The sequence below is a fragment of the Oceanicaulis sp. genome (assembly GCA_040112665.1).
In the GTDB taxonomy this organism is placed as follows: Bacteria; Pseudomonadota; Alphaproteobacteria; order Caulobacterales; family Maricaulaceae; genus Oceanicaulis.
The window spans coordinates 1,964,656-1,985,190 of the sequence record CP157796.1 but is presented as its reverse complement, the minus strand read 5'-3'; the positions used below and the strand labels follow the sequence as shown (position 1 = coordinate 1,985,190).

Genomic DNA, 20,535 nt, shown 5'->3' with positions numbered 1-20,535 from the left:
CATCAATCGATCCCGTGGATCGATTGATGGCGGCGAACGGGCCGGCAGGCCCTGGGAAGGATCATAGAGCGCCTTATTCTGCGACAGGTCCCGGCCCTCCCCCCGGATCAGGTCCGGGGTCCGGCCGGGAATTCAGGGGTTCGCGCCTAAACCGCCACCAGCGCCGCGCCGACGCGGCGGGCTTCGCCGGCGAGCAGGTTGTAGGTGCGGCAGGCCGTGGCGGTGTCGAGCGCTTCGAGACCCACGCCGGCCTCGCGGAAGGCCTTGCGAACCTCTACCGGAGGATGCTTCAGAGCCGGCCCCGTGCCCAGCACGACCATGTCCGGCCTGTCGGGGCGGTCGAGGAACACCTTGAAATCCGCGGCGGTCAGCGCGGCGGGATCGGCCTGCCAGGGCCGGGGCGCGCCGTCCACGATCAGGATCGAGCCGTCCTTGCGCGCGCCGGCGACGCGGAACCCGCCGTCGCCGAACGCGTCGATGGGCGGCACGGCGTAGGCGGGCTGGGTCCTACGGCGCATTGTCGACGAGGGCGTTATCACCCTCTTCGCCGCTTTCGCGCTTCACGCCGGTGAGCGTCAGCAGCGGCGCCGCGACGAAGATCGAGGAATAGGTCCCGATCGCCACGCCCCAGATCAGCGCCAGAGCGAAGCCCTGAAGCGCGGGGCCGCCGATCACCGCCATCGCCACGATGGCCACGAGCGTGGTGCCCGAGGTCAGGATCGTCCGCGACAGCGTCTTGTTGATCGCCATGTTCAGGACTTCCGGCGTGGGCCGGGTCTTGTACTTCCTGAACTTCTCCCGGATCCGGTCATAGACCACCACCGTGTCGTTCATCGAATAGCCCACGATGGTCAGGATCGCGGCGATGGTGGAGAGGTTGAACTCGAGCTGGGTGATCGCGAAAAACCCGATCGTGGCGACCACGTCGTGGACCAGCGCCAGTACCGCGCCGACCGAGTACTGCCACTCGAAGCGGAACCAGATATAGACCAGCATCAGGAAGAGCGCGACGACGACCGCGGTCGTGCCCGCAACGACCAGCTCGCCGGAAACCTGAGGACCGACGACTTCCACACGGCGGTAGTCGATGTTCTCAAACGCGGAATCCAGCCGCGCCTGGATCACTTCGCGGACGACCTGCTGGGCCGCCTCATCGTCTTCCACGCCGTCCCGCACCCGGCTTTCGGGCAGAGCCAGGCCCTGAGCCTGCGCCTGTTCGAAAACAGCTTGGCCGCCGGCCTGATCGAGCGTCTCCACCCGGATCAGCACGGCGTCTTCGGCCCCGAATTCCTGCACCTGGACGTCGCCCAGGCCCAGCGTGCCGAGTTCGGACCGGATCGCGCCGAGATCGGCGGGGCCTTCGGTCTGGATCTCGATCAGCGTGCCGCCGCGAAAATCGATGCCGAAATTGAGGCCCATGCCGAAAAAGGCGGCCGCCGAAGCCAGCATCAGGGCGAGCGAAACCACGAAGGCGCCGACCCGCATCTTGATGAACGGGAAGTCGGTGTCGGTCGGGATGAAGCGGACGAGCGCGAGATTCATGGGTTCAGGCCCTTACATGGCCAGCGATTTCGGCCGCGCGGTTCTCAGCCAGATGGAAATCATCAGGCGCGAGAGCACGAAGGCGGTGAACACCGAGGTGATGATGCCGATGCCCAGCGTCACGGCGAAGCCGCGCACCGGACCGGCGCCGAGCATGTAAAGCACCGCGGCGGCGATGAAGGTGGTGATGTTGGCGTCCAGGATCGCCGACAGGGCGCGCGCATAGCCCGCCTCGATGGCGTTGGCGATGGTTCGCCCGAGCCTGTACTCCTCCCTCACCCGCTCGAAGATCAGCACGTTGGCGTCCACCGCCATGCCGATCGTCAGGATGATGCCGGCGATGCCGGGCAGGGTCAGCGTCGCCTGCAGGCCCGACAGCGCGCCGAGCAGCAAGAGCACGTTCACCAGAAGCGCCACGGTCGAGACAATCCCGAAGAACCCGTAGGCGAACAGCATGAACACAATGACCAGCGCGAAACCGATCAGGATGGCGGTCTGGCCGCGATCGATGGAGTCCTGACCGAGGCCCGGACCCACCGTGCGCTGCTCGATCGGCGACAGCTCGGCGGGCAGCGCGCCAGCGTTGAGCATGTTGGCGAGATCGTTGGCGGTCTCCACGGTGAAGCCGCCGTCGATCTGGCCCGAACCGCCCAGGATCGGGACGCGGATGCGCGGCGCGGAGATGATCGTGTCGTCGAGTACGATGGCGAAGCGGCGGCCGACATTCTGCGCGGTGGCGTCGCCGAAGGCGAGCGAGCCGGACTGGTTGAACCGGAAGCTCACCGCCGGCTGTCCGGCTTCGTTGAAGCTCTGGCTGGCGCTGACGAGTTGCTCACCGGTCACCAGCGCGCGGCTCTGCACCGCCAGGAAGGGCTCGCCGGGATCGTCGGTGGGCAGGATCATCACGCCCGGCGGCGTCCGCGCCTGGCCGTCAGGTCCGGGGTTCACGTTCGCCTCGACCATGTGGAAGGTCATGCGCGCGGTCGTGCCGACCAGATCGATGATGCGCTGCGGATCGCTTTCACCGGGCACCTGGACCAGCACCCGGTCCTCGCCCTGCCGGGCGATGGTGGGTTCGGTCGTGCCTGTCGCGTCGATGCGGCGGCGGATGACTTCGATGGACTGGGCGACCGTGCGCTGGCGGATGGATTCCAGCGCCGCCTCGGTGATGTCGACGCGGATGGTGCGGTCGTCCTCGCCGCGGCGGATCGTCAGCGTCTGGCCCAGCCCCTGCTGGCCCTGCGCGTTGGTGATCGGCTCGTTGATCTCGTCGAGCCGCTCGAGCGCACGCTCCATGTCCTCGGGCCGCGACAGGCGCACCACCACCTCCCCGTTCACCACCGACGGCGGGGCGGAGAGGATGGGCGGGTCCTGGCGGAAAGCCGTACGGACGTCGTCGGCGAGGTCGGAGAGCCGCTCCTCGCGCACCTGCTCCATGTCCACCTCGAACACCAGGTGCGAGCCGCCCCTGAGGTCGAGGCCGAGATTGATCGTCTGGTGGGGCAGCACCGTCCACACACCGACCGGCTCGCCCGCATCGTTGAGACGCTGCGAGGCCGGCACGAAATTGGGCAGGCTGAACAGAAGACCGATCAGACAGACGGCGAGAACGAGCGCCGTCTTCCACGGAGAGAAATAGAGCATGTGACCTCGGCCCGAAGAACCGGCCCGACTGAAACCGCCGGGCCCGCGCTCCTACTGGCCGTCCTTGGGTTCGGACTTGTCGTTGGCCGGTTCGGTCCGGGTGCGCACTTCGGTGATGGTCGGCTTGACGACCTTCACCCGCACGCCCTCGGCGATCTCGACCGTGGCTTCAGTATCGGTGACCTTGGTGACCTTGCCGATCACGCCGCCCTGGGTGACCACTTCGTCACCGCGGCGCAGGCTGTCGATCATCTCGCGATGCTTCTTCATGCGCTGCTGCTGGGGACGGATCAGCAGGAAGTAGAAGACCACGAAGATCAGCAGAAACGGCGCGAGCTGAATGAGCATGTAGCCCAGCCCGCCGCCGCCCGCGGCGGCGATGAAAACGCTCTCGGTCCCAGAAAACATGTCGGCTCCGTCGATCCCGGTTGATGAGTCGCGCGACTATATCGGGGCGCGGCGCCGTTGCAACAAGTGCAGGTAGGTCACGAATCCGCACCGGAACGCCGCGGCAGCAGCGTCAGCGGATCGATGGGCGTCACCCCGCGCCGGATCTCGAAATGCAGAACGCCCTCGCCGTCCGCCCGCGCCACGCCGGCGTCGGCGATGTGATCGCCCGCGCGCACGGTCTGGCCCTGCTGCACGCGCAGCCGCGAATTGAGCCCGTAGGCGGTGACCAGCCGGTCGGAATGCTTGATCAGGACGAGCTGGCCGTAATCGGGAATCTCGTTGTTCGCATAGACCACCTCGCCGTCCGCAGCGGCGTGTACGGGCTGGCCGACGCGCGCGGCGATGCGGATGCCGTCCAGCCGCTCGCCGTCCTGCCGGAACCGGCCGACCACCGCACCGTCCACCGGCCACTGGAAAGCGACCTGGGTGACCGGGGCGGGCTGGGGCGCAGGCTGCGGCGCGGGGCGCGGCGTGGGCCTCGGGCCCGGTGCTGGACGGGTGTCAGGAGGCGGCGTGTCGTCGGTACGGGCATAGGCGCGCGGCTCGCCGCGCACCACGATCTCCTGTCCGGGATAGATGGTGTAGGGCGCGCGCAGGCCGTTCAGCCGCGCCACCTCCTCGACCGTCATGTCGTGGGCGAGCGCGACACGATAGAGATTGTCGCCCCGGCGCACCGTGTAGACCGGCGGGCGCGGCGTGGTCAGCCGCTGGCCCGGGCTGATGTCGTAAGGCGCTCTGAGGCCGTTCGCGCGCGCCATGTCCTCGACGCTCGTCCCGCAGGCCCGGGCGATCGAGTAGAGCGTGTCGCCGCGCTGCACCGTCACCCCGCCCTGGCACGACGGCTCGACGCCGGCGCCGCGCACCACGGGCGCAGGCTCGCGCGGGCCGGAGGCGCACGCGCTCAGCGCCAGAGCGGCGCACAGCGAAGAGACAAGGAAACGCGCGCGTATCACGGGCGGCCTCGCGGGACGGATGGACGTTCACACACCATCATCGCCCCGCGAGCGTTAACCGCGCGTTGACCGTGAGATCAGCGGTTCGGAACGAGGCGCTGGTACTCGCCCAGCGCGCACGAGCCGCGCAGGATGTCGGCGTTATTGTCGTACACCCGGACAATCTCGCCGTCGCAGAGCTGACCGGTCGGCGTGTCGTACTGAAGGAAGGTGAAGCCCGACGCTGCGCCGTTGCAGCCCGCGCTGACCTCGTTGAGATAGAACGCGCCTGACGTCGTCTCGACGAGCCAGAAGCGGTCGTCGAGCGGAGTGATGTCGTCGATCCGGCGCAGGCTCAGACAGTTGTCCGCTTCGCCGGTCATGGTGAAGGCGGCAAGCCGCTCGGCGGCGGCGGGCGTCATCTCGGCGTCCATGCCTGCGGCGCAGGCGGACAGAAAGAAAAGGGCGGCGGAGAGGATGGAGATCTTGCGAAGCATGTCGCGCTCCTTCTGGTTTGCCGGACCGAACGATCCGGCATAGCTCACAACTACAGCACCAACACCGCCAGAACCGGTCGGGTTCCGGTGCGGCGCCCCCGCCCGATCTCTTTAACTTACAAGGTTTTCGCCGCGCCGGGAACAAGCGGGACGAAGCGCACGTCGAACAGCGCTTCTTCGCTGGCGTCTCCCGCCTCATCGGCGACATAGCGCATCAGGGTCTGGACCTGACCGTTCTGGACCGGCGCGACCATGATCCCGCCAGGCTTGAGCTGGGCGAGCAGCGCGTCGGGCCGCTCGCTCGCGGCTGCGGTGACGATGATCCGGTCGAACGGCGCCTGTTCGGGCCAGCCCTTCGCGCCGTCGCCGATGCGCGGCACGATGTTGGTGAGCCTGAGCCGGGCGAAGCGCGCCTCCGCCTCCTTGGCCAGCGTCCGGTAGCGCTCCACGGTGTAGACCCGGCGTGCGAGCCTTGCGAGCACGGCGGCCTGATAGCCCGAGCCGGTGCCGATCTCGAGCACCTTGCACCGGTCGTCGAGCTTCAGCGCCTGGGTCATCGCGGCGACCACGAAGGGCTGTGAGATCGTCTGGCCGCAATCGATCGGCAGCGGCCGGTTCTGATAGGCCTGATCGGCGAAGCTCTCGGGCACGAACAGGTCGCGCGGCGTGCGCTCGATCGCGCCCAGGACCGCCTTGTCGGAGATCCCGGCGGTCCTGAGCGCCATGACCAGCTGAATGACGCGGGTGTCTGCGGTCACGGCCTGAAATCCCTGAACGCGTCTTTCAGACGCTCGCGCGCGTCGTGCCGGGTGAGATCGAGATGCAGCGGGGTGATCGAGATCCGCCCGTCATAGATCGCCCTGAGATCGGTGCCGACGGCGGGGTCGGACTTCTTGCCGGTGAAGCCCAGCCAGTAATAGTCCCGGCCCCTGAGATCGGTGCGCTTTTCGGCGCGCAGGATCGTCTGGTCGCGCACGCCCTGCACGGTCACCTCGAGGCCGGCGACGTCGTCAGGCGCGCGATCGGGGAAGTTCACGTTCATCAGCGTGTTCTCGCTCCAGGGCGTCTCCAGCAGCTTTTTCAGCACGGCCGGGCCGTGAGCCCGCGCGGTCTCCCAGCGGATCTTCGCCCGCCCCTCGAAGCCGTAGGCCTGCGAGAAGGCGATCGAGGGGATCCCCAGCTGCGTGCCCTGCATGGCGCCGGCCACCGTCCCGGAGAACGTCACGTCCTCGGCGATGTTCTGCCCGGAATTCACCCCCGACAGCACCAGATCGGGCGCAGCCCCCTCGATCAGGCCGTGCACCGCCATGTGCACGCAGTCGGTCGGCGTGCCCGACACCGCGAAGCGCTTCTCCCCGAACCGGCTCACTCTCAGAGGCGCGTTCAGCGTCAGCGCCCGGCTCATCCCCGACTGCTCGTCGCTGGGCGCGACCACCCAGACGTCGTTGGACACCGAGGCGGCGATGTCCTCGAGCGCTTCGAGCCCCGGCGCGTGAACGCCGTCGTCATTGGTGATGAGGATGCGGGGGTTTTTCATCGCTGTATCCCGATGTCGCGGTGTCTCCCCCCGCGTGCGGGGGGAGTGGCCCGAAGGGCCGAGGGGGGCTGCGCCGTCGTCGGGGCTGCGCCGCCCCCTCCGTCTTCCCGGCTAGAGGCCGGGAAGACACCTCCCCCGCAAGCGGGGGAGGACATCGCGCCCGCGCTAGCCGATCTTCTCAACCCCGCCCATATACGGCCGCAACGCCTGAGGTATCGTCACCGAGCCGTCGGCGTTCTGGTGGTTTTCAAGGATCGCCACCAGCGCCCGGCCGACCGCCAGGCCCGAACCGTTCAGCGTGTGCAGGAAGTCGGGCTTTTTCTCGCCCTCGCGGCGGAAGCGCGCGTTCATGCGCCGGGCCTGGAAGTCCCCGCAATTCGAGCACGAGCTGATCTCGCGATAGGTGTCCTGGCTGGGCATCCAGACTTCGAGATCGTAGGTCTTGCGCGCGCCGAACCCCATGTCGCCCGCGCACAGCAGCATCACCCGGTAGGGCAGCTCCAGCCGGCGCAGGATCTCTTCCGCGCAGCCGGTCATGCGCTCGAGCTCGTCCTCGGACTGCTCGGGCGTGGTGATCGAGACGAGCTCGACCTTCAAAAACTGGTGCATGCGGATGAGCCCGCGCGTGTCGCGCCCCGCAGAGCCCGCTTCGGAGCGGAAGCACGGAGTCAGCGCGGTCATGCGCAGCGGGAAGTCGCCCTCGGCGTGGATCGCGTCGCGGACCATGTTTGTGAGCGGGACTTCCGCGGTGGGGATGAGCCAGCGGTCGTCGGTGGTGCGGAACAGATCTTCGGAGAATTTCGGCAGCTGCCCGGTTCCGAACACCGCCTCGTCGCGCACCATGTAGGGCACCGAAGTCTCGCGATAGCCGTGCTCTTCGGTCTGCACGTCCAGCATGAACTGTCCCAGCGCGCGTTCGAGCCGGGCGAGCGGACCTTGCAGCACCGCAAAGCGCGCGCCCGACATCGCCGCGGCGCGCTCGAAATCGAGCCCCAGGCGCTCGCCCACGGTGACGTGGTCGGCGATGTCGAAATCGAACGCGCGCGGCTCGCCCCAGCCGCGGACTTCCTCGTTGCCGGTCTCGTCCTCGCCCTCGGGCACGTCGTCCATCGGCCTGTTGGGCAGAGCGGCGAGGTGCTGGTTCAGGACTTCCGTCGCGGTGCGTTCTTCCTCGGCCAGGCGCTCCATCTCGGCTTTCAGCCGCTCGACCTCGGCGCGCAGGCTGTTGAACAGGTCCTCGTCGCCCTGGGCCTTGGCCTTGCCGATCTCCTTGGACTTCGCGTTGCGCTGGGTCTCGGCCTCCTGAAGCTTCGTCGTCGCCTCCCGGCGCCGGGCGTCCAGATCGATCAGGCGCTGGGCCTGCGGCTCCAGACCGCGTTTTTGCATCGTCGCGTCGAAGGCGGCCGGCTCGTCACGGATGAGGCGGATGTCGTGCATGGGAGAAGGGCTCGAAAATCAGGGGCGGATCACGCCCGCGGTGATACGCGGGCGCGCCGGTCGCGGCAACCGGGGAGGCTCTCTTATGCTCGTCTGTTACGGGTCGGCGTTCTTCGATCCTCACCCCACCCCCGCCCTTCGGGCGGACCCTCCCCATCAAGGGGAGGGAGTTGCGGTTGGCGATACTGAAGCGTCTTACTCACTCTCCCTTTGTGGGGAGGGTGGGCCGGCGCGAAGCGCCGGGTCGGGTGGGGGAGCGCCAGCGCCTTCATGTCTCGGCGCTCGACGATCTTCCGGGGCCTGCCGGCCCGGCGGACACCCTCCCCATCAAGGGGAGGGAGTGGGGGCGGGCGTCACTCTTCGGGCTCTTCCTTCCGCTCGACCAGCTTCACGGCCAGGATCGAAATCCCGTAAAGCCCGAACATGGCCGCGCCCAGGAAGATCTGACTGATGGGATCGGGCGGGGTGACGAAGGCGGCGAAGGCGGCGATGCCGACCAGCGCGAACTTCCAGAAGCGGATCAGATCCCCGCTCGTCAGGATCCCCGCCTTGCCCAGCAGCGAGAGCAGCACGGGCAACTGGAAGCTGATCCCGAAGGCGAGCGCCAGCGTGGTGACGAGGTTCAGATATTCGCTGACCCGCGTGAGCAGCTGGATCTGCGCGCGGCCGTCCGCGCCGAGCTGTTCCTGGCCCAGCGCGAAGCTCATCACGAAGGGCAGGATCACGTAATAGACGAACGCCATGCCGGCGGCGAACAGCGCCGGGCTCGCCAGAAGGAAGGGCGCGAAGGCCAGCCGCTCGTTCTTGTAAAGGCCGGGCCGGACGAAGGCCCAGACCTGATAGGCGATCACCGGGAAGGCCAGCGCGATCGCGCCGAACAAAGCGAGCTTGAGTTTGACGAAGAAGAATTCGAGCGGGGCGGTGAAGATGAGCTGCAGCTCGAGATCCTCGCCGCGCACCTGCCGGGCCGCGTCCTCGAACGGGACCAGCAGCACGTTGTAGATCCACTCGGCGTAGACGAAGCAGATCGCGAACCCGACCGCGATGGCGGCCAGCGACCAGACGAGCCGCGTGCGCAACTCCTCCAGATGGGCCATCAGCGGCGCGCGCGAGGCCTCGACCTCGTCTTCCTCGTCCACGCCTTCAGCCATGGTCAGCCGGTCTTCTTGGTGGGTTCAGGGTCTTCGATCGAGCCCGAAAGCTGGTCGAGATCGGGCGTGTCGGCGGCGGGTTCGGCCTTGGCCTGCGGCGGCGCTGACGCTGCGTCGCCGGCCTCGGCGGCGGGGCCGAATTTCAGCGGCTCGCCCTTCAGCGGCGCGTCTTTTTTGACCCGGGGATGAGGCCGGTCCTCGGCGGCGGCGCGGGTTTCGGATTCGGCGGCCTCGAACTCGCGGCGAATTTCGCCCATCGGGTTGTTGCGCTTGAGCTGTTCGATCTCGCGCTTCATCTCGGCGAGTTCGGCCTCGCGGCCCAGCTCGTCGAAGCTTCTCTGAAACTCGCGCGCAAGCCCGCGCATCTTGCCCACGAACCGGCCCACACGGCGCACCATCAGCGGCAGGTCCTTGGGACCGACCACGACCAGCGCGATGATCGCGATGACCAGAAGTTCCGGCGCGCCGATGCCCGGGTTCATCGCCTAGCTCCCGGCGCGCTCGTCCTCGCGGCGCGCCTGCGGCTCGGATGTCGCGTCAGACCCCAGCGCCTCGCGCCGGGCGTCCTTGTCCTTGTCGCCTTCGTCGGCCTCGTCGTCCTTGAGGCCCTTGCGGAAGGCGGTGACGCCCTTGGCCATGTCGCCCATCAGCGCGGAGATCTTCCCCCGCCCGCCGAACAGGACGAGCAGCAGGATCGCCACGATGAGAATGCCTGTCCAATGCGGACCCATGTCGCCTCTCCCGTAGACCGCGCGGCGCGCGGAGCCGTAACGTGCGCCCCACATGTAAGCGATCGCGCCCCGATAATCCATCGGGCTCGCCCGCCTTGCGCAGAGCCGCCGCGCTCAGTCCAGGCCGAACGCCTCGCGCAGGGTGGCGTTGATGAAGGTGGTGTAGCCCTCCGGCGCCCGGCGCTTGGCCTCCTCGACCACCTCGGGATCGAGCCGGATCTGCACGCGCACCTTCTTCTGAAACGGCGGCAGAGGCGGGCGGCCACGAAAGCCGCGACGCATGTCTTCGAGCGTCATTTCACGCGTGTCGGGATCGAGCGCGATGCCGCGATTGATCTCCTCGTCCTCTTCAGGGGTCGGGCTGATCAGTTTCCTGGGTCGCGATGTCATAGGCGCGCTCCTCTCTCGAATTCGCTTTGCGCAGCGAAATCACGCGAACATTCTCGTCCCGCCACGTCCAGATGAGGCAATGCAGCCGATCACCGATCGGCCCGACGGTGATGAAACGGGTTTCACCCTCCCGAAACTGCGGGTCGGAAATCGCTTGCCGCCAGTCCATGCCTCGTACGGCCGAGAAATCGACCTTGTGCTTTGCGAGATTCTGCGCCCGCTTGGCTTCGTCCCATTCGTAGATCGGCATCGACCCGACTTTTTGTACATACAATAAGTCGGCGCGCAGAGCAAGGCGCTCGCCCGCCCGGGGCGAAATGCTATACGATTCCCCCCCCCTCAGGCGAACATCAGTCTTCGTCGGGGTCTTCGCCTTCCAGGAAGTCGACATGGAACTGGGCGGCCTCCTCCTCGGAGAAGAGGTCTTCTTCCTGGCCCGGGATCGCGCCGGGGCTGGGGACCGCGAAGTCCGGCGGCAGACGATTGGACAACAGCCCCGCCGCCTTGAGGTCGGAGACGCCGGGCAGGTCGGACACCCCGGCCAGGCCGAAATAATCCAGGAAGGCGTCGCTGGTGCCGTAGGTCACCGGCCGGCCGGGACTGCGCCGCCGGCCGCGCATGCGGATCCATTTCATCTCGAGCAACTGATCGAGCGTGCCCTTGGAGACGGCCACGCCCCGGATCTCCTCGATCTCCGCGCGGGTGACCGGCTGGTGATAGGCGATGATGGCGAGGGTCTCGAGCGCGGCCTGCGACAGCTTGCGCGGTTCTTCCTGCTCGGTCTTCAGAAGGCCTGCGAGATCAGGCGCGGTGCGGAACGCCCAGCGCCCGCCTGTCTCGACGAGGTTCACGCCGGCATGCTCGTACTTCGCCTTCAGCGCGGCGAGCACGGCGCGCACGTCGGCGTCCTCGGGCAGGCGCGTGCGCAGCGTGTCGATGTCGAGCGGCTCGGTCGCGGCGAAGAGCAGCGCCTCGGCCATGCGCACCAGCTCGGCGTCGTTGTCGATCGCCAGGCGCACGCCCGGCGGGCCGTCGTCTCCGGCGGGCCGGGCTTCGGCCTGTTCGCGCAGGGCGCGGATCGCCTCGCCGATCGGATCGCGGTCGTCCTCGCTCACGCCTCGCTCTCCGTGTTCGCCCCGCGCAGGAAGATCGGCGCGTAGGTCTTTTCCTGGCGCATCTCGACCGCGCCGTCCTTGGTGATCTCGAGCGCGGCGAGCAGCGAACTCGCCGTCACGCTCTCAAGGCCCGGCGCGTCGGGGCCGAGCTCGCCGGGATCGGGCAGCAGCGTGTCGAACCGTTCCCAGCCCGGCAGCGACCGGGCGATCAGCGTCAGCCGCTTGCGCGCCTGCTCCAGCGAATAAACCTTCGGCGTCTCGGGCTGATAGGTGCGGAAGGCCTGGCGCTCGCGCCGGGCGGCGTAGGCCTTGAGAAGGTCGTAGAGCTCGGCCTCGTAGGCGGGGGTCTTCACGCTGCGCACGCCCTCGGGATCGCCGCGCATGAAGACGTCCCGGCCCAGAAGCGGCCTTGCGTAAAGCGCCCTGGCCGCCGCGCGCATCGCTTCGAGGCGTCTGAGACGGAAGGCGAGCGCGGCGGCCATCTCTTCGGGCTCGGGCTCGTCGTCGTCGGGCCGGGGCTTTGGCAGCAGAAGCCGGGATTTCAGATAGGCGAGCCAGGCCGCCATCACGAGATATTCCGCCGCCAGATCGAGGCGCTTTTCTCGCGCGGTCTCGACGAAGGCGAGATACTGGTCGGCGAGCTCGACCATGGAGACCACCAGAAGGTCGATCTTGTTCTTGCGCGCCAGCGCCAGCAGCAGGTGCAGCGGGCCTTCCCATCCGCCGATGTCGAGCACGAGGGTCTCGCCCTCGCCCGCCTCGCCGGCGGCGCCGAAGGCCTCGTCCTCCTCGAACCCGTCGAACAGACCGGCCACCTACACCTCCAGCTTCGCCTCGGCGAAGAGCTTGTCGAGCCGGGTCACGGCCTGGTCCGGATCGAAATCGTCCGCCGGCCGGCGCGCGGCCAGTGCGGCGTCGGCGCGCTTCAGCGCCTGATGATCGAGCCGCGGCGCGGCGTGGGCGACCTCGACCATCTCGGCCATCACCCCGTTGCAGTGAAGCAGCATGTCGCAGCCTGCGCCCAGCGCGCGCTCCGAGCGTTCGCGGAAGCTCCCCCCCAGCGCCTTCATGGAGAGGTCGTCGGTCATCAGAAGACCGTCGAACCCGATATGGCCGCGGATGACCCGGCCTATGACTTCAGCGGACACCGTCGCGCAGTCGTCAGGATCGATCGCGGTGTAGACCACATGGGCGGTCATCGCCATCAGCGCGCCCTTCACCGCCTTGAAGGCGGCGAAATCGGTCATGACGAGGCTTTCCTCCTCGGCGTCGACCACGGGCAGCTCGTAATGGCTGTCCACCCCCGCCCGGCCGTGACCGGGCAGGTGCTTGATCACGCCGAGCACGCCCTGATCGAGCAGGCCCTGCAGCGCCGCCGTCCCCATCGCCGCGATCGGGTCGGGCTTCGTGTGGAAGGCGCGGTCGCCGATGACGCCGTGAGCGCCTTCGACCGGCACGTCCAGGCACGGCGCGTAGTCGACGTCCACGCCCAGCTGCTTGAGTTCATGGCCGAGCAGGCGGTGGTTCAGCCGGACCGCTTCGAGCGCCAGCTCGGGCTCGCGGTCCCAGAGCTCTCCGAAGCGCGCCGCAGCGGGCGCCTGACGCCAGACCGGCGGCTGGAAGCGCTGCACGCGGCCGCCTTCCTGATCGACGAAGACCGGAACCTCGCGGCCCAGAAGATCGCGCAGGGAGTCCACCAGCCCCTTCACCTGTCCGGGCCGGTCGATATTGCGCTTGAAGAGGTTGAAGCCCCACGGATCGACGTCGCGGAAGAAGGCTTTCTCGTCGGCGGTGAGCTTTTCGCCCTCGAAGCCGTAGATGACCGCCGCGCTCATCGGCGCGCCACCAGGCAGGCCTGCCCCGCCGCAGTCAGCTGGGCGCAATAGGACGCCGCCGCCTCACGAGTCTGAAAGCCCGCCACGCGCAGCCGGTAGAACACGCCGCGATCGCCCAGATTTGCGTACTGGATGTCCGCAGCGCGCCCCTCGGCCAGCTGCGGCAGGCGGCGCACGAAGCTGGTCCAGCCCGCCTCTGCGTCGGCTTCGGAGCGGAAGGCGGCGATCTGCGCGACCCAGTCGCCCTGAACCGTCGCGGCGGGCGCCGGCGCAGGTTCGGGCGCGGCAGGTTCAGAGGCCGGGGCGGGTTCGACGGGCTCGGCTTCAGGCTCGGCCGCGCGGCGCGCCTCGCGCTCGGCGATGACGTCTTCGATCGTGCGCGCCGGTTCGGCCGGCGCAGGCTCGGTCTCGGCCGGCGCGGTGTCCGCCGGGGCGGGATCGTCGAGCTCGTCGGCGTCGGCGGTCTCGATACGCACCTCGGGCATTTCGCGGGCGGGCGGATCGACCGGTTCCTCGCGGGAGGCGCGCGCCGGAGCGGGCTCTGCGTCGCGGCCGGCGGCGGCTTCGCCGGAACGCAGCTCGTGCACGGTGAGGTCCTGATCGGGCGTCTCATAGCCGCCCGGATCGTCCGGCGCGACGCGATAGGGTTCGGCGTCCGCAGCGATCACCGGGCTGTCGGAGCGCTCGCGCACCCCGAGCTGGAAGGTGTTCCAGACCACCGCGACGAACAGGGCGAAGACCACGCCGGCCGCAGCCAGGAACAGCCAGCCGCGCCGATCCTGCTCGGCGTCGCGCGCGTCGAAGGTCTCGTAATCGTCCGGCGGCGGGGCGTAGGCCCCCAAACGGCTGTCCTCGCTCATCCATCGCTCCCGACGGTTCGGACCGATTCGGCCCAGCGCTTCGGTGCGCACCTTAACAAGGCTTTCGCCCGCGCGCGCCCTTGCGGGGCATATGAAGTCCACAGGAAAATTGAAACGGCCAGCGCAACTCCCTCCCCTTGATGGGGAGGGTGCCTGCGAAGCGGGCGGGTGGGGTGAGGATCGTAGAGCGCCAGCTTCTGCAGACGCCGGCGCTCCCCCACCCGACCCGGCGCTGCGCGCCGGCCCACCCTCCCCACTAAGGGGGAGGGAGTTAGGCGTCGCGATCTCGGAAACGTCGGAACCTAAGGCCGAAACGCAACTCCCTCCCCTTGACGGGGAGGGTCCGGCCGCAGGCCGGGGGTGGGGTGAGGATCGTAGAGCGCTGAAACCTGCAGACGCTGGCGCTCCCCCCACCCGTCTCGGCGCTATGCGCCGATCCACCCTCCCCACAAGGGGGAGGGAATTACGAGCGAGGCCTACCGCCATCCCTCCACATGGAAGAGCTTGCGGTGCTCCTCCACGGCGTAGCGGTCGGTCATGCCGGCGATGTAGTCGCAGACCACGCGCGCCGTGGCTTCGCCCTTCGGCCCGTCGCACTGCACATAGAGCGCGGTGGGCAGCAGCATGGGATCGCCCAGGAAGGCGGCGAAGAGATCGCGGACGACGCGTTTTCCCTTCTCCTTCATGCGCTTGACCTTGTAGTGCAGGTACATGTTCGCATAGAGGAAACGCCGGACCGCGGCGAGCTTCTCGGTCATCGACTCGGAAAAGCTCACCACCGGCGCGTCCAGCGCGCGCACCGCTTCGGGGCTGTCCGCGCCGCTGTCTTTGAGCCGCCGGCGGGTCTCGTCGAGCACGTCGGCGACCATGGCGCCGATCATCTCGCGCACCGCTTCGTGGATGAGGATGTCCTCGCTGATGTCCGGGAAGCGCTCGCGCGAGCGCCGGAACGCCTCGCCCACCAGCGGCAGGTCCATCAGCTGGTCGAGCTCGAGGATCCCCGAGCGCAGCCCGTCGTCGATGTCGTGATTGTTGTATGCGATGTCGTCGCTCAGCGCGGCGATCTGGGCCTCCACCCCGGCATGGGTGTGAAGCTCCAGCCCTTCCCAGCCGTCATAGGCGCGAAAGCCCCAGGGCAGCACGGCTGGGTCCTCGCCTGCGCGCATCAGCGGGCCGTTATGTTTGACCACGCCTTCCAGCGTCTCCCAGGCCAGGTTCAGCCCCTCGAACTCAGGATAGCGGGTTTCGAGCTTGGTGATCACCCGCAGGGTCTGGGCGTTGTGATCGAACCCGCCATAGCCTTCCATGGCGTCCTGCAGCGCGTCCTCGCCGCTATGGCCGAAAGGCGGATGGCCCAGATCGTGGGCCAGGGCGGCGGCCTCGGCCAGATCCTCGTCAACGTCGAGCGCGCGGGCCAGCGTGCGCGCGATCTGGGCGACTTCCAGCGAATGGGTCAGCCGGGTGCGGTAGGCGTCGCCTTCATGGGCGACGAAGACCTGGGTCTTCTCCTTCAGCCGCCGAAAGGCGGAGGAATGGATGATCCGGTCGCGATCGCGCTGGAACGCGGTGCGCATCGCGCTCTCGGGCTGAGAGAAGCGCCGGCCGCGTGTTTTTGCCGGATCGCAGGCGTAAGGGGCGCGCGCCATGTAAGCTCCGTGGACCGTAGGGCTTTGCAACCGCGTTGCAGGCGCTCCATATAGTGAATTGCAGAAAACGCGAACCCCGCCGCAGGACGAGCGCGCCATGACCACGACGACAGACGCCAACATCGCCCTTTCAGACAGCGCGGCCGCGCAGATCAAACAGATCATGGCCGCGCAGAAGAAAGCCTATCTGCGCGTCAGCGTGGTCGGGGGCGGCTGCTCGGGCTTCTCCTACCAGTACGACATGGCCGACAGCGCCGAGCCCGACGATCTCAAGATCGAGAACGCCGGCGCCACCGTGCTGGTCGATCCGATGAGCGCGGAGTTCCTGAAAGACTCCGTCATCGACTATGTCGACGAGCTGATCGGGGCGAGCTTCCAGATCAAAAACCCCAACGCCACCGCCGCCTGCGGCTGCGGGACGAGTTTTTCGATCTAGTTTTTCAGAGCACTTCCGGGGGGATCATGAGCCTGACCGTCGACGAGGCGCTTGCGCGCCGCATCTCCACGCGCGCCTTCCTGCCCGATCCGGTGAGCGAGGCCGATCTTCGCGACATTCTGGATATCGCCCGGCGCGCGGCCTCGGGCGGCAACGTGCAGCCCTGGAAGGTGGTCGCCGTCGCAGGCGAGGCGCGTCAGCGCGTCATCGACGCTGTGAAGAAGAAGCTCGAGACCGATCCCTTCACCAACGAGGCGGACTTCCCCGTCTATCCCGAAAAGCTGTGGGAGCCTTACCGCTCGCGCCGGTTCGAGGTGGGCGAGGACATGTATGCGCTGATGGGCGTGCCGCGCGAGGACAAGGGCGCGCGGCTCAGCTGGCTGATGCAGAACTACGAGTTCTTCGGCGCGCCGACGGGGCTGTTCTTCGCCATCGACGAGCGCATGAACCAGAACCAGTGGGCGCATCTGGGCATGTTCATGATGAGCGTGGCGCTGGCGGCCGAAGCCCGGGGCCTGGCCTCCTGCATGCAGGAAGCCTGGACCCCGCACTGCAGGACCGTGGCGAACGCGATCGGGGTGGAGGCGCCCTATATCGTCTATTGCGGCATGGCGATCGGCCGCGCCGATCCCGACGCGGCCGTCAATCAGCTGCGCACCAAGCGCGCGCCCGTGGACGAATTCGCCCGCTTCGAGGGGTTCTAGACCGAACGCCCTACTGGCTGGGCGCGGCCTCGGCGTCCGGCTGCGGGCGGAAGTCGAGATCGGTGTCGGCGACCATCCAGGTGAAGGCCGCCCAGGCGGCGACGTTCTGGGCCATCTCCTCCGGCACGATCTTGTCGAACGTGTCGTTCGGAGTGTGGTGGAATTCGAAATAGTCCTCGCCGTTCTGGTCGAGCCGGGCCATCGGCACGCCCATGAAGGCCAGCGGGATCATGTCCGGGCCGCCGCCGGACTCGTTGCCGCCCCGGATGATCCCCAGATCGGCGATCGTGCGGCCCACCGCGTCCATATAGGGCAGCGCGTGATCGCCCACATTGGTGGAGAAGCGCCAGACCTCGCGCGCGCCGAAATCGCTTTCAGAGCCGATGACGTGGTTTCCGACCGTGCCGTCGGCCATGCGTGCGTTGGCGTAGGCGCGCGCGCCGACCAGCCCCACCTCCTCGGCGCCGAACAGCACCACGCGAATGGTCCGCCGAGGCCGCTCGGGCAGTTCGGCGATGAGCCTGGCCGCAGCGGTGACGATGCCCACCCCCGCGCCGTCGTCCAGCGCGCCGGTTCCGGTGTCCCAGCTGTCGAGATGCGCGCCGATGATCACGACTTCCTCGGGCGCTTCGGCGCCGGGAATCTCCGCGATGACGTTGCCGCTCACCACTTCGCCGCGCCAGCCGGCATAGGTCTTAAGCCGGATGCGCAGCGTCTCGCCGCTTTGCGCGATGCGTTCGATCTGGTCGGCGTCGGGCGCTGAGACCGCGAGCGCAGGGATTTCGGGCCGGCGATCGTCGGGGAAGCTCATCATGCCGGTGTGCGCGAAACGGTTCGAGCTGGTGCCGACAGAGCGGATCAGAACGCCCGCCGCGCCGCGATCCTCGGCCTGGTGCCAGGCCTGGGTGCGCTTGCGGTTCGCCCAGCCGTATCCCTCGCCGGTGCGCGCGGCGGTCATCCGGTCGTTGATGAAGACCAGCTTGCCTTGAAGCGCGTCGGCGCTGTCGTCGGAGGCGATGAAATCGTCATAGCTGTCGAAGAACACCACTTCGGCGTCCAGCCCGCCTTCGGGCGTGGCCGACGCCCCGCCCAGCGAGGTGGCGTAAAGCGGCTGAGGGAAGGGCGCGGTGATCGCGACCTCTTCATAGATCGAGCGCCCGCGGGTCCACAGATCGAGCGGAAACTCCTCGACCCGGACGTTTTCAAACCCCAACTCTTCGAACATCTCCACCGCCCAGTCCCGGGCGCGCGCCTCCTGCGGCGTGCCGGCCAGGCGCGGGCCGATCTCGGTGGTCAGGTCCTCGGTGATCTCGTAGGCGAGGTCGCTCTCCAGCCCGGCCTGTTTCAGCCGCTCGGCGGTGGCGATCATCGCCGCGTCCGGCAGGACCGGGTCCTGGGCCAGCGCCGGCGCGGCGGCGAACCCGCCCAGCGCGAAAGCGGCGGTGAAAGCGCGAAGGGTCGGCGTCATGGCGGGCTCCCCGGGTCAGATCAGTCGGGGCGAACCTAGGCCGTCAGGGCTGGAAAAGGAAGGTTTCCAGCATGTCGGCGAGCCGCGAGGCGGTCTCGCAAGCGCAGCAAACAGCGAACGGATGGAGCGGTGTTCCAACCCGCGCCGCCCGGCTATAACCCCGCCCATGACGAACGAGCCCGATTCCAGGACGGACGCCCCGAACTCCATGATGGAGACGCCTGACGAGGCGATGAATCCGACGGACGGCGAGGGCGCGCTGCAGCCCGATTTTTCGCCGGGCCACGGCGCATATGCGCCTGGTTTCGTTGCGAAAATCGGCCTCGCAGTCGGCCGACGCCTGCCCACGGGCCGCGCAGGGCTGAGACTGGCCGGCGCCGCCCGCCCCCTCGCCCTGACCGGGCTCAGGCAGGGCCGCAGCGACGTCGAGGCGCTGGGTCTGAAACTGCGGCTGCATCCCCGGGACAACCTGTCTGAAAAGCGGCTGTTTCTCACCCCGCAATGCTTCGATCCGGCCGAGCTGGACGCGGTGCGCGCCGCGATGGGACCGGGGCGGACCTTCCTCGACATCGGGGCGAACGCGGGCGCCTACGCCCTGGTCGCGGCCAAGGCGGGCGGGCCGAAATCGCGCGTGATCGCAGTCGAACCCCAGGCCGAGATGCGCCGAAGGCTGAGCTTCAACGCGCATCAGAACGGGCTGGGCAATATCGAGATCACGGGCGTCGCGCTCGCCGATTATGAAGGCGAGGACGTGATGCGGCTGGTGGGCGGAAATCTCGGCCGCACCTTGCTTTCCGGCGAAAGCGAGACCTCCGGCGAGGCGGTGCGGGTGACCACCCTGCCCCGGCTGATGGAGGAGATGGGCGTCGGCAGGATCGACGCGATGAAGATCGACGTGGAGGGCGGCGAGTTCGCGATCCTGTCGGCCTTCTTCAAGACCGTCGATCCGGAGCGCTGGCCCGATCTCATGGTGCTCGAACGCGCCGACATGGGCGACCGGGACGCGCCGGACGCCGCCGCCCTCGCCCGCTCGAAGGGCTACGCCGTGCGCCAGCTCACCCGCATGAACGTGATCCTGTCGCGCTGACAGGTGAAGGGAAAGGAACCGCCGATGTCCGCCGTCGAACGCATCATCAGGGGCCGCAGCAAGGATCTCGGCGGGTTTTCGGTCGCGCGCGTCCTGCCCTTCGCCAAACGCCGCCAGATCGGCCCCTTCGTCTTCTTCGACGAGATGGGACCGGCGCGATTTAATCCCGGGACAGGCATCGACGTGCGGCCCCACCCGCATATCGGCCTGTCCACGGTCACCTATCTGTTCGACGGCGAGCTCGACCACGCCGACACGGTGGGCGTTCACCGCACCATCACGCCCGGCGCGGTGAACCTCCTGACCGCCGGGCGCGGCGTGGTGCATTCCGAACGCACCGGCCCGAAGGCGCGCAAGGCCGGTCACGACCTGCACGGCATCCAGGTCTGGCTGGCCTTGCCGACAGGGTCGGAAGAGATCGATCCCGGCTTCGAGCATCACCCCGCAGACGCCCTGCCCGAGATCGAGACCGGCGGCGCGCGGGTGCGCCTGATCATGGGCTCGGCCTGGGGGGAGACTTCGCCGGTCACCGCCTATCTGCCGACCTTCTACGCCCATGCGGAAATCCCCGCCGGCGCGGCCGTGGAGATGCCGTCAGGCTATCCCGAGCTCGGCGTCTACGTCGTCTCGGGCCAGGTCGAGATCGGCGGCGAGCCGGTCGGCGCGGGCTGCATGGCCGCCCTGGCGCCGGGAGAGACCGGCGTGGTCCGCGCCCGCGCAGACAGCCGGGTCATGCTTCTGGGCGGGGAGAACCCAGGCATGCGGGTGATGGAATGGAACTTCGTGTCCTCCTCCAAGGCCCGGCTCGAACAGGCGAAATCGGACTGGCGCGCCAGCATCGCGGCAGGGTTCGACGGCGCCGCCTTCGCGCTGCCCGAAGGCGAGAACGAATACATCCCCCTGCCCGGCGATCCCGAACCCGGCCAGCCACCCAAACGTACCCAGGACGCGCCGACCAGCTGAACCGCCTGCGCTTTGTCGCGCTGCAGCATAGTTTTGGGGGTGATTCCGCTTTTTCTCGCGGCTAGAACCGAACCCCTGCCGCAGCCCGGATCGAGGCGGGCGCGGCGCGT

Annotated in this window: 24 protein-coding genes; 4 read left to right on the top strand and 20 right to left on the bottom strand. The window is 68.3% G+C overall.

All coding sequences use genetic code 11. The features are described from left to right. Positions 1-146: 146 nt before the first annotated feature. The 19 genes from ABL308_09590 to ABL308_09500 all read right to left on the bottom strand — a co-directional run bounded on the left by ABL308_09590 (position 147) and on the right by ABL308_09500 (position 15,767). Positions 147-518, bottom strand: coding sequence for an Mth938-like domain-containing protein (locus ABL308_09590; protein ID XBQ15208.1), 372 nt, complete (start codon positions 516-518; stop codon positions 147-149). After that, positions 508-1,542: a protein translocase subunit SecF gene (gene secF, locus ABL308_09585; protein XBQ15207.1), complete on the bottom strand. Its 1,035-nt coding sequence runs from the start codon at positions 1,540-1,542 to the stop codon at positions 508-510. Before secF ends, ABL308_09590 begins: the two co-directional genes overlap by 11 nt. A gap of 12 nt (positions 1,543-1,554) precedes the next feature. Then, the gene (gene secD, locus ABL308_09580; protein XBQ15206.1) at positions 1,555-3,186 is read right to left on the bottom strand and encodes a protein translocase subunit SecD; all 1,632 of its coding nucleotides are present in this window, start codon (positions 3,184-3,186) and stop codon (positions 1,555-1,557) included. A 51-nt stretch (positions 3,187-3,237) separates the two neighbouring features. Then, on the bottom strand, positions 3,238-3,594 hold the full coding sequence (gene yajC / locus ABL308_09575) for a preprotein translocase subunit YajC (protein XBQ15205.1): 357 nt from the start codon (positions 3,592-3,594) through the stop codon (positions 3,238-3,240). A gap of 77 nt (positions 3,595-3,671) precedes the next feature. Next, the gene (locus tag ABL308_09570) at positions 3,672-4,589 is read right to left on the bottom strand and encodes a M23 family metallopeptidase (protein ID XBQ15204.1); all 918 of its coding nucleotides are present in this window, start codon (positions 4,587-4,589) and stop codon (positions 3,672-3,674) included. A 77-nt stretch (positions 4,590-4,666) separates the two neighbouring features. Next, positions 4,667-5,065 carry a DUF6491 family protein gene (locus tag ABL308_09565; protein XBQ15203.1) on the bottom strand — a complete coding sequence of 133 codons (399 nt, stop codon included), beginning with the start codon at positions 5,063-5,065 and terminating at the stop codon, positions 4,667-4,669. A gap of 116 nt (positions 5,066-5,181) precedes the next feature. Beyond that, complete coding sequence (locus ABL308_09560; protein XBQ15202.1) at positions 5,182-5,823, bottom strand: protein-L-isoaspartate(D-aspartate) O-methyltransferase; 642 nt, start codon at positions 5,821-5,823, stop codon at positions 5,182-5,184. Next, positions 5,820-6,602 (bottom strand): 5'/3'-nucleotidase SurE, encoded by a 783-nt coding sequence (surE, locus tag ABL308_09555; GenBank protein ID XBQ15201.1) that lies wholly within the window; start codon positions 6,600-6,602, stop codon positions 5,820-5,822. The genes ABL308_09560 and surE overlap by 4 nt, the downstream gene beginning before the upstream one ends. A 165-nt stretch (positions 6,603-6,767) precedes the next feature. Beyond that, positions 6,768-8,039, bottom strand: coding sequence for a serine--tRNA ligase (gene serS, locus ABL308_09550; protein XBQ15200.1), 1,272 nt, complete (start codon positions 8,037-8,039; stop codon positions 6,768-6,770). Between the two features lie 353 nt (positions 8,040-8,392). Next, positions 8,393-9,190 (bottom strand): twin-arginine translocase subunit TatC, encoded by a 798-nt coding sequence (gene tatC, locus ABL308_09545; GenBank protein XBQ15199.1) that lies wholly within the window; start codon positions 9,188-9,190, stop codon positions 8,393-8,395. Between the two features lie 2 nt (positions 9,191-9,192). After that, on the bottom strand, positions 9,193-9,672 hold the full coding sequence (gene tatB / locus ABL308_09540; protein ID XBQ15198.1) for a Sec-independent protein translocase protein TatB: 480 nt from the start codon (positions 9,670-9,672) through the stop codon (positions 9,193-9,195). A 3-nt stretch (positions 9,673-9,675) separates the two neighbouring features. Continuing rightward, positions 9,676-9,921, bottom strand: coding sequence for a Sec-independent protein translocase TatA (locus ABL308_09535; GenBank protein XBQ15197.1), 246 nt, complete (start codon positions 9,919-9,921; stop codon positions 9,676-9,678). A 114-nt stretch (positions 9,922-10,035) separates the two neighbouring features. Then, positions 10,036-10,311 (bottom strand): BrnA antitoxin family protein, encoded by a 276-nt coding sequence (locus ABL308_09530; protein XBQ15196.1) that lies wholly within the window; start codon positions 10,309-10,311, stop codon positions 10,036-10,038. Beyond that, positions 10,271-10,561, bottom strand: coding sequence for a BrnT family toxin (locus ABL308_09525; protein ID XBQ15195.1), 291 nt, complete (start codon positions 10,559-10,561; stop codon positions 10,271-10,273). The genes ABL308_09530 and ABL308_09525 overlap by 41 nt, the downstream gene beginning before the upstream one ends. Before the next feature lie 100 nt (positions 10,562-10,661). Beyond that, positions 10,662-11,426: an SMC-Scp complex subunit ScpB gene (gene scpB / locus ABL308_09520; GenBank protein ID XBQ15194.1), complete on the bottom strand. Its 765-nt coding sequence runs from the start codon at positions 11,424-11,426 to the stop codon at positions 10,662-10,664. Beyond that, a complete protein-coding gene (locus ABL308_09515; protein XBQ15193.1) occupies positions 11,423-12,241 on the bottom strand; it encodes a ScpA family protein in 819 nt (272 codons plus the stop codon). The genes scpB and ABL308_09515 overlap by 4 nt, the downstream gene beginning before the upstream one ends. Continuing rightward, positions 12,242-13,261 carry a beta-N-acetylhexosaminidase gene (gene nagZ / locus ABL308_09510; GenBank protein XBQ15192.1) on the bottom strand — a complete coding sequence of 340 codons (1,020 nt, stop codon included), beginning with the start codon at positions 13,259-13,261 and terminating at the stop codon, positions 12,242-12,244. Beyond that, positions 13,258-14,121 (bottom strand): SPOR domain-containing protein, encoded by an 864-nt coding sequence (locus ABL308_09505; GenBank protein ID XBQ15191.1) that lies wholly within the window; start codon positions 14,119-14,121, stop codon positions 13,258-13,260. Before ABL308_09505 ends, nagZ begins: the two co-directional genes overlap by 4 nt. A 476-nt stretch (positions 14,122-14,597) precedes the next feature. Next, positions 14,598-15,767 carry a deoxyguanosinetriphosphate triphosphohydrolase gene (locus tag ABL308_09500; GenBank protein ID XBQ15190.1) on the bottom strand — a complete coding sequence of 390 codons (1,170 nt, stop codon included), beginning with the start codon at positions 15,765-15,767 and terminating at the stop codon, positions 14,598-14,600. 97 nt (positions 15,768-15,864) lie between these two features. On the opposite strand from ABL308_09500, the gene erpA reads away from it, so the two are divergent. Next, entirely contained in the window at positions 15,865-16,203 is a 339-nt protein-coding gene (erpA, locus tag ABL308_09495) for an iron-sulfur cluster insertion protein ErpA (protein XBQ15189.1), read from the top strand. 26 nt (positions 16,204-16,229) lie between these two features. Further along, complete coding sequence (locus ABL308_09490) at positions 16,230-16,907, top strand: nitroreductase (protein XBQ15188.1); 678 nt, start codon at positions 16,230-16,232, stop codon at positions 16,905-16,907. A 10-nt stretch (positions 16,908-16,917) separates the two neighbouring features. Here the strand turns inward: ABL308_09490 and ABL308_09485 are convergent, their stop codons facing one another. Beyond that, a complete protein-coding gene (locus ABL308_09485) occupies positions 16,918-18,375 on the bottom strand; it encodes a M20/M25/M40 family metallo-hydrolase (GenBank protein ID XBQ15187.1) in 1,458 nt (485 codons plus the stop codon). A 166-nt stretch (positions 18,376-18,541) separates the two neighbouring features. Here ABL308_09485 and ABL308_09480 point away from each other — a divergent pair, with 166 nt between their 5' ends. Together ABL308_09480 and ABL308_09475 are read left to right on the top strand one after the other, a co-directional pair. Next, entirely contained in the window at positions 18,542-19,462 is a 921-nt protein-coding gene (locus ABL308_09480; GenBank protein XBQ15186.1) for an FkbM family methyltransferase, read from the top strand. A 24-nt stretch (positions 19,463-19,486) separates the two neighbouring features. Further along, complete coding sequence (locus ABL308_09475; GenBank protein ID XBQ15185.1) at positions 19,487-20,425, top strand: pirin family protein; 939 nt, start codon at positions 19,487-19,489, stop codon at positions 20,423-20,425. Positions 20,426-20,535 lie beyond the last annotated feature (110 nt).

Excerpts from the sequence above, each read along its gene's own strand:
- ABL308_09485 (XBQ15187.1), bottom strand. The coding sequence starts at position 18,375 with ATGACGCCGACCCTTCGCGCTTTCACCGCCGCTTTCGCGCTGGGCGGG.
- ABL308_09500 (XBQ15190.1), bottom strand. The coding sequence starts at position 15,767 with ATGGCGCGCGCCCCTTACGCCTGCGATCCGGCAAAAACACGCGGCCGG.
- ABL308_09490 (XBQ15188.1), top strand. The coding sequence starts at position 16,230 with ATGAGCCTGACCGTCGACGAGGCGCTTGCGCGCCGCATCTCCACGCGC.
- secD (XBQ15206.1), bottom strand. The coding sequence starts at position 3,186 with ATGCTCTATTTCTCTCCGTGGAAGACGGCGCTCGTTCTCGCCGTCTGT.
- ABL308_09590 (XBQ15208.1), bottom strand. The coding sequence starts at position 518 with ATGCGCCGTAGGACCCAGCCCGCCTACGCCGTGCCGCCCATCGACGCG.
- ABL308_09480 (XBQ15186.1), top strand. The coding sequence starts at position 18,542 with ATGACGAACGAGCCCGATTCCAGGACGGACGCCCCGAACTCCATGATG.
- serS (XBQ15200.1), bottom strand. The coding sequence starts at position 8,039 with ATGCACGACATCCGCCTCATCCGTGACGAGCCGGCCGCCTTCGACGCG.
- ABL308_09530 (XBQ15196.1), bottom strand. The coding sequence starts at position 10,311 with ATGACATCGCGACCCAGGAAACTGATCAGCCCGACCCCTGAAGAGGAC.
- tatB (XBQ15198.1), bottom strand. The coding sequence starts at position 9,672 with ATGAACCCGGGCATCGGCGCGCCGGAACTTCTGGTCATCGCGATCATC.
- ABL308_09475 (XBQ15185.1), top strand. The coding sequence starts at position 19,487 with ATGTCCGCCGTCGAACGCATCATCAGGGGCCGCAGCAAGGATCTCGGC.
- yajC (XBQ15205.1), bottom strand. The coding sequence starts at position 3,594 with ATGTTTTCTGGGACCGAGAGCGTTTTCATCGCCGCCGCGGGCGGCGGC.
- ABL308_09505 (XBQ15191.1), bottom strand. The coding sequence starts at position 14,121 with ATGAGCGAGGACAGCCGTTTGGGGGCCTACGCCCCGCCGCCGGACGAT.
- nagZ (XBQ15192.1), bottom strand. The coding sequence starts at position 13,261 with ATGAGCGCGGCGGTCATCTACGGCTTCGAGGGCGAAAAGCTCACCGCC.
- ABL308_09525 (XBQ15195.1), bottom strand. The coding sequence starts at position 10,561 with ATGCCGATCTACGAATGGGACGAAGCCAAGCGGGCGCAGAATCTCGCA.
- tatC (XBQ15199.1), bottom strand. The coding sequence starts at position 9,190 with ATGGCTGAAGGCGTGGACGAGGAAGACGAGGTCGAGGCCTCGCGCGCG.
- ABL308_09535 (XBQ15197.1), bottom strand. The coding sequence starts at position 9,921 with ATGGGTCCGCATTGGACAGGCATTCTCATCGTGGCGATCCTGCTGCTC.
- surE (XBQ15201.1), bottom strand. The coding sequence starts at position 6,602 with ATGAAAAACCCCCGCATCCTCATCACCAATGACGACGGCGTTCACGCG.
- secF (XBQ15207.1), bottom strand. The coding sequence starts at position 1,542 with ATGAATCTCGCGCTCGTCCGCTTCATCCCGACCGACACCGACTTCCCG.
- erpA (XBQ15189.1), top strand. The coding sequence starts at position 15,865 with ATGACCACGACGACAGACGCCAACATCGCCCTTTCAGACAGCGCGGCC.
- ABL308_09565 (XBQ15203.1), bottom strand. The coding sequence starts at position 5,065 with ATGCTTCGCAAGATCTCCATCCTCTCCGCCGCCCTTTTCTTTCTGTCC.